Annotated in this window: 6 protein-coding genes; 1 reads left to right on the top strand and 5 read right to left on the bottom strand. The window is 78.0% G+C overall.

Translation table 11 applies throughout. From position 1 onward, the window contains the following. Positions 1-19: 19 nt before the first annotated feature. The 3 genes from rpe to fmt form a co-directional block, all read right to left on the bottom strand. Positions 20-703 (bottom strand): ribulose-phosphate 3-epimerase, encoded by a 684-nt coding sequence (rpe, locus tag NX801_RS29750; RefSeq protein WP_258791072.1) that lies wholly within the window; start codon positions 701-703, stop codon positions 20-22. Positions 704-911: 208 nt separating this feature from the next. Continuing rightward, positions 912-2,348, bottom strand: a complete 1,437-nt coding sequence (locus NX801_RS29755) for an RsmB/NOP family class I SAM-dependent RNA methyltransferase (RefSeq protein WP_258791073.1) — start codon at positions 2,346-2,348, stop codon at positions 912-914. A 163-nt stretch (positions 2,349-2,511) separates the two neighbouring features. Continuing rightward, positions 2,512-3,456 (bottom strand): methionyl-tRNA formyltransferase, encoded by a 945-nt coding sequence (gene fmt, locus NX801_RS29760; RefSeq protein WP_258791075.1) that lies wholly within the window; start codon positions 3,454-3,456, stop codon positions 2,512-2,514. A gap of 355 nt (positions 3,457-3,811) precedes the next feature. Here fmt and NX801_RS29765 point away from each other — a divergent pair, with 355 nt between their 5' ends. Beyond that, positions 3,812-4,414 (top strand): hypothetical protein, encoded by a 603-nt coding sequence (locus NX801_RS29765; protein WP_258791076.1) that lies wholly within the window; start codon positions 3,812-3,814, stop codon positions 4,412-4,414. A gap of 77 nt (positions 4,415-4,491) precedes the next feature. On the opposite strand, the gene NX801_RS29770 is transcribed toward NX801_RS29765, so the two are convergent. Continuing rightward, positions 4,492-6,642, bottom strand: a complete 2,151-nt coding sequence (locus tag NX801_RS29770) for a primosomal protein N' (RefSeq protein WP_258791077.1) — start codon at positions 6,640-6,642, stop codon at positions 4,492-4,494. A gap of 218 nt (positions 6,643-6,860) precedes the next feature. Continuing rightward, positions 6,861-7,107, bottom strand: a 247-nt coding sequence (locus NX801_RS29775; RefSeq protein ID WP_258789942.1) for a methionine adenosyltransferase domain-containing protein, incomplete at its 5' end; no start/stop codon positions are given.

The raw sequence follows: 7,107 nt of genomic DNA on the forward strand, positions 1-7,107 counted from the left end.
CCGCCGGCCTGCGTCCGCCTCAGTGGCGGCAGGCCCAGGACGCCGCGGCGGTCGCCTCGTCGGCCTGGTGGCGCAGCATCCGCACGGCGGCGGCCGGGTCGTCGGTGCCGTAGACCGCGGAGCCGGCCACGAAGACATCGGCCCCGGCCTCCGCGCAGCGCTCGATGGTCTCGGCCGAGACCCCGCCGTCGACCTGGAGCCACAGTTCGAGCCCGTGCCTGGCGATCAGCTCCCGGGTGCGCCGGATCTTCGGCAGCATGATGTCCAGGAACGCCTGGCCGCCGAAGCCCGGCTCCACCGTCATCACCAGCAGCATGTCCAGCTCGGGCAGCAGATCCTCGTACGGCTCGATCGGCGTCGCGGGCTTCAGCGCCATCGCGGCCCTGGCCCCCTTGGCCCGGATCTCACGGGCCAGCCGGACCGGCGCGGCGGCGGCCTCGGCGTGGAAGGTGACCGAGCCGGCGCCCGCCTCCACGTACTGCGGGGCCCAGCGGTCCGGCTCCTCGATCATCAGATGGCAGTCCAGCGGAATGTCCGTCGCCCGGCTGAGCGACTCCACCACCGGCACGCCCAGCGTGAGGTTGGGCACGAAGTGGTTGTCCATGACGTCGACATGGAGCCAGTCGGCGCCTTCGACGGCCTTCGCCTCCTCGGCGAGACGGGCGAAGTCGGCGGAGAGAATGCTGGGGTTGATCTGGGCCATGGGCCAAGCCTGCCACGTCCCGGCCGCCCGGTTCGCCGCCCTCCGCACACCGGGCGCCGGCACACCATGACGTACCGGACATAACCCCCGCATTACCCCACCGGAACTGAACTTTCCGGCCGGCGCCCGCCCGGATCCGCCTCCGTCCCGGGCCCGGCCTCGCCATGCGGCCGGATCCCGGCGTCCCTCGCCCTCTTCCGCCGCTCCGTCAGCCGGTGCGGCGGAGGAGGGCGAGGTACATGGCGTCGGTGCCGTGGAGGTGGGGCCAGAGCTGGAGGTCCGGGCCCTCGCCCAGGGCCGGGACGCCGGGGAGCAGCGGGCGGGCGTCGATCCACTCGGCGGCGGGCGCCTCCCGGCCGCCCCGGCCCTTGAGCACGTCGTCCACGACGGCGCGGGTCTCGGCCTGATGGGGCGAGCAGGTCGCGTAGCCGACCACTCCGCCGACCCGGACCGACTTGAGCGCCTGGGCCAGCAGGTCGCGCTGGAGCGGGGCGAAGCCGTCCAGGTCCTCGGGGCGGCGGCGCCAGCGGGCCTCGGGCCGGCGGCGGAGCGCGCCCAGGCCGGAGCAGGGGACGTCGACCAGCACCCGGTCGAAGCTGCCGGCCGGCCACGGCGGGCGGGTGCCGTCGGCGGTGACCACCTGGTACGGGCCGGGGTTGCCGGCCAGCGCCCGGGCGACCAGCCGGGCGCGGTGCGGCTGCTTCTCGGCGGCGACCAGGGCCGCGCCGCGCTCCGCCGCCAGGGCGCCGAGCAGGGCCGCCTTGCCGCCGGGTCCCGCGCAGCCGTCGAGCCAGCGGGTGTCCGGGCCGTCCAGCGGGGCGGCGGCCAGGGCCGCGGCGACCAGCTGGCTGCCCTCGTCCTGGACGCCGGCCCGGCCCTCCCGTACGGCCTCCAGGGCGCCCGGCTCGCCGCCCTCGGGCAGCCGTACCGCGTACGGGGACCAGCGGCCGGGCAGCCCGGCCCCCTCCCCCACCGCCGCCAGCAGCTCCTCGGTGGTGGCCCGGCCGGGGCGGGCCACCAGGGTCACCTCGGGCCGCTCGTTGTCGGCGGCCAGCAGGTCCTCGATGCCCGCGCGCCCGCCGCCCAGCGCGTCCCACAGGGCGGAGACCACCCAGCGGGGGTGGGAGTGCACCACGGCGAGATGGTCCTCGGGGTCGTCGTCGTAGGGCGGGGCGACCCGCTCCAGCCAGCCGTCCAGATCGTGCTGGGACACCTTCCGCAGCACGGCGTTGACGAACTTGGCGCGCCCGTCGCCGAGCACCACCCGGGCCAGCTCCACGGTGGACGAGACCGCCGCGTGCCCGGGCACGCGGGTGCCGAGCAGCTGGTGGGCGCCGAGCGAGAGCACGTCCAGCACCGGCGGGTCCACCTCGCGCAGCGGGCGGTCCACACAGGCGGCGATGATCGCGTCATAGGTGCCCTGGCGGCGCAGGGTGCCGTAGACCAGCTCGGTCGCGAAGGCGGCGTCCCGGCTGTCGAAGCCGTCCCGCTCCCGGGCCTTGCGCAGCAGCGGGGGCAGCACCAGGTTGGCGTAGGCGTCCCGCTCGTCCACGGCCCGCAGCGCCTCGAAGGCGAGCAGCCGCACCGGGTCCTTCTGGGGACGGCGGTGGGGCCTGGGGGGACGGCGACGGGACTGCTCGCTCACAAGGTGCTCCGCTGATAGAGGGGTGGTGCTCCCTCAGCCTACGTCCGCGCCGCCCTCCGCCCGGCCAGGGCCCGGCACCTGGCCGGGGCCCCGGCCGGCTCCGGCCCGGCCCCTCCCCGGCCCAGGGGCCCGGGCGCCCGCCCGGCTCGCTCCGGGGTGCGCCTCAGCCCGCCTCGGAGGCGCCGAGCCGCTCGCCCGGGGCGATCCGCACCCCGCGCGCCCAGTCGGCGCCGCGCATCGGCTTCTTGCCCTGCGGCTGCACCCAGAGCAGCTCCACGGCGTACGAACCGGTGCCCGCGTGGACGCTGTTCTTGCCCGCCGCCAGCTCGCCCGGGGCCAGTTCGTCCCGGCCCGGCACCGGCGCCGTCTGGACCAGCTTCAGCCGCTCGCCCCGGAAGACGGTCCAGGCGCCGGGGGCCGGGGTGCAGCCGCGCACCACCCGGTCGACCCGGAGCGCCGGCGCGGTCCAGTCGATCCCGGCGTCCTCCACGGTGATCTTCGGCGCCAGGGTGACGCCATCGGCGGGCTGGGGCACCGCCTTGAGGGTGCCGTCCGCGATGCCGTCCATGGTGGCGGCGAGCAGTCCGGCGCCGGCGAAGGCCAGCCGGGTGAGCAGGTCGCCGCTGGTGTCGGTGGCCCGGATCTGCTCCGTGAGCACCCCGTAGACCGGGCCGGAGTCCAGCCCCTCCTCGATCAGGAAGGTGGAGGCGCCGGTCAGCTCGTCCCCCGCCATGATCGAGTGCTGCACCGGGGCGGCGCCGCGCCAGGCGGGCAGCAGCGAGAAGTGCAGATTGACCCAGCCGTGGACGGGCACGTCGAGCGCGACCCGGGGCAGCAGCGCGCCGTACGCCACGACCGGACAGCAGTCGGGCCCGATCTCCCGGAGCCGGGCGAGGAAGTCCTCGTCCCGGGGCCGGGCCGGCTTGAGCACCTCGATCCCGGCCTCCTCGGCGCGCTGCGCCACCGGGCTGGCGACCAGCCGGCGGCCCCGCCCGGCGGGCGCGTCCGGCCGGGTGACGACGGCGGCCACCTCGTGGCGGTCCGAGGCGATCAGGGCGTCCAGGGCGGGTACGGCGACCTCGGGGGTGCCTGCGAAGACGAGCTTCATCGGTGGCTGACTGCCTGTCTGTTCGGGGCTACGGGAGCGGCGCACCAGTCTAGGTCGTGGCCCCGGGGTGACGCGGTCCGGTGGTCACGCGGTTCCGCGGGCGCGCAGCCGCGACCGGGCCGGGGCGGGCTCCGCCGGCCGTGACCGGGGGCGGCTCCGGCGGCCGTGACCGGCGCGGGCTCCGGCGGCGGCGGCTCAGGGGGCGTACGGGGGCTCACTCGCCTCGTGCCCCCGCGGATACGCCCCAGGGCGTGACCCGGCCGCAGATGAAGCGTTGTCAAGGGAGATTGACCTTCACGGGCCGCCGCCCCGGCGCGGCCCGCTCCTTTTCAACGCCGGTTCGAGAGGCTTGTCAATGGCCGACCACGCCACCCATGACGCCCAGGCACGGGCCAGCCTGCATCTGCTGGTGCGGGACATCGAGCGGGTCCGCCGGCAGGTGGACGCACTCCGCACCCTCACCGCCCAGCTGGGCAATGTGTACCGCCCCCGGCGATCCAGCCCCACCGCGGGCTTCGTCGTCTACGGCCGGGCCCCGGCCCCCACCGTCCGGCTCGCCCAGGAGCTGCGGGACAGCGTGGAGACGCTGGTCACCGCGGCGGTGGACTTCGACCGCTCACTGGGCTTCTCGTGGGACGCGGTGGGCTCGGCCCTCGGGGTCACCAAGCAGGCGGTGCACCGCCGCTACGGCACCCGGCGGACGCCCGCCCAGGGCGGGGAGCCCGAGCGTGCCGACGGCCCGGGCGGCGCCCGGGTGCTGCCGGCCGTCCAGCCGCTGCCCGGCGTCTCCGGCATGCCCGGTACTGCCGGGGTTTCCGGGGGCCATGGCGTCTCCGGAGGTCCCGGCGCCCCCGCCGTGCCCGCCGCCCGCTCGGTGCCCCCGCAGCCGAGAGCCGGGGCCGGCGCCCCGGGCGGCGAGGTCCGGCCGGGCGCCTTCCCCGGCCCGCGCAACGGCTGACCACCGGGCCCGGCCGCCGGGCGCGTGGGCCGGCCGGCTTCCGCCCCGCCCGCCGGTCCCACGAGGCCCGGGACCGGTCAGCCGATGTCCGGCGGGTCGATCCGCACCCGCACCGAGTCGTCGCCCCGGGCCGTCCGGCCCGCCCGGGCCGCCTTCAGCGCCGCCGCCAGGGCCGACCCGCTGCCCGGTGGCACCCGCAGCAGCGCCCGGTCCCAGCTCTCGCCCGGCGGCGGGTCGCCGGGGCGGCGGGCACCGCCCGGGGGCGGGGCCGGCAGCGGCACCGGGCCCAGGGTCTCGGTCTCCGGGGGCAGCTCGGCCCCGGCCAGGAAGGCGGCCACCGCCTCCGGCCGGCCGGTGACGGCGGCCATCCGGGAGACCGGCGGGAAGCCCAGCTCGGCGCGCTCGGCCAGCTCCCGCTGGGCGTGGCCGACCGGGTCCCAGCGCACCAGCGCCTGCACCGGCCGGAGCGTGGGCTCGGCCACCACCACCACGGTGCCGCCCTCGTCCTGGCCGCGCACCAGCGAGGCCGCGTCCAGCCAGCGGCGCAGCGCCTCCTCGCCGGCCCGCAGGTCGGGGCGGCCGAGCATGGCCCAGCCGTCCAGCAGCAGCGCGGCGGCGTACCCGCCCTCGGCGACCGGCTCGGCGCCCGGCGTGCTCACCACCAGCGCGGGCCGCCCCGGCACGGTGTCCAGCACATGGTCCCGGCCCGAGGTGCGGACCGGTACGGCGGGAAACGCCCGGCCCAGCTCCTCCGCCGTCCGCCGGGCGCCCACCACGCTGGCCCGCAGCCGGGCGCCCCCGCAGGCGGGGCAGTGCCAGCCGGGAGCGTCCCGGCCGCACCAGCCGCACCGCAGCGCGTGCTGGTCGGCGGCCTCCAGCGGGCCCGAGCAGTGCCCGCACCGGGCGGGGGTACGGCACCGCTCGCAGGCCAGCCGGGGGACGTACCCCCGCCGGGGCACCTGGACCAGCACCGGGCCCGCGCGCAGGCCGTCCCGTACCGCCTGCCAGGCGAGCGTGGGCAGCCGGGCGGCCCGGGCGGCCTCGTCCCGGGCCAGCTCGGTGTCGCCGACCGTCCGGACCAGCGGGGCGGCGGCGCGCACCTGGTCCCGGGGGGCGAGCAGCGGCCGGGCCCAGCCGGTCTCCACCAGCTGGGCCGCCTCGACGGTGCAGCCGGTGGCGCCGAGCAGAAAGGCGCAGTGGTCATGGGCGGCACGCAGCAGCAGCACCTCCCGGGCGTGCGGCAGCGGGGCGTGCGGCTCGCTGTGGCTGGCGTCGCCGTCGTCCCAGATGGCGACCAGACCGAGGTCCCGGACCGGGGCGAACATGGCGGCCCGGGTGCCGACGACCGCCCGGACCGAGCCGCGCCGGACGGCGAGCCACTGGCGGTACCGCTTCTCGGGGCCCGCCTCGGCGGTGAGCAGGGCGTGCCGGCCCTCGCCCAGCAGGGCGGTGAGCGCCGCGTCCACCCGGGCGGCGGCCCGGCCGTCCGGGACCACCACCAGGGCGCCGCGCCCGGAGGCGAGGGCGGCACCGACCGCCCGGGCCAGCTCGTCGGCCCAGTGCGGCCCGGGCAGCGCGTTCCACACCGCCCGGGGCGCGCCGCCGCCCGCCAGCGCGGTCAGGAACGCCTCGCCCTGCTCGTACCGCCGCCAGGTCCTGGGGTCGGGCGGCGGGGGCGGCGGCAGCGGCTCGGGCGAGGGCCGGGACTCGGCACGGGCGCTGCGCGGCGGCACGGCGAGCTGGAGGACGTCCGCGAGGCTGCCCGCGTACCGGTCGGCCACCGCCCGGGCCAGCCGCAGCAGCTCGGGGCCGAGCACCGGCTCGGGCGAGACCACCCCGGCGAGCGCGGCGAGCGGCCCGGAGTAGTCGGAGGTGGCCCGCCGCTCGACCAGGAAGCCGTCGATCAGCCGGCCGCCCTCCCGGCGCCCGCCCTGCACCTGGTGCGCCCCGGCGCCGAACCGCACCCGGACCCGCACGCCCGGCCGCGCCTCCGCGTCCAGCTCCTCCGGCACCGCGTAGTCGAAGAACTGGTCCAGGTGGAGCACGCCCTTGTTGACCACCACCCGGGCGACCGGCAGCTCCTTGGCGAGCGCCGCTCCCCGCCAGGTGCGCGGCTTGGCGCGCGGCACCTTGGCCCGGCGGACGGTCTCCCGGATGAGCGCGAGCTGCTCGGGAGCCTCGCCCGCCCGGACCTCCCGGTGCTCGGGGTTCTCGTTCTCGCTGCTCACACCCGAATTCCTACCAGACCCCACCGACACCCCCACCGGCCCTCGCCACCGCCCCGGCCCGCGCTCCCGCGCTGTCGGCCGGGCCCGGCGCCGGGCCCCGGATGCCTGGCGCCGGGTGCCGGGTCACGGGCGCCCGTGGACGATCGTGGAAACGCCGGAGTCCGGCACCCTTCTCCGGGTGCCGGACTCCGGCGGTCGTCGCTTCGGTGCGCCTGGGTTCAGAGGCCGGCGGCGGTGCGGAGGGCCTCGGTACGGTCGGTGCGCTCCCAGGTGAAGTCGGCCAGCTCGCGGCCGAAGTGGCCGTAGGCCGCGGTCTGGGCGTAGATCGGCCGCAACAGGTCCAGATCACGGATGATCGCGGCCGGGCGCAGGTCGAAGACCTGGGCGATGGCGTGCTCGATCCGGTCCACCTCCACCGTGGCGGTCCCGAAGGTCTCCACGAACAGGCCCACCGGCTCCGCCTTG

Source organism: Streptomyces pyxinae (genome assembly GCF_024756275.1).
GTDB classification, from domain to species: domain Bacteria; phylum Actinomycetota; class Actinomycetes; order Streptomycetales; family Streptomycetaceae; genus Streptomyces; species Streptomyces pyxinae.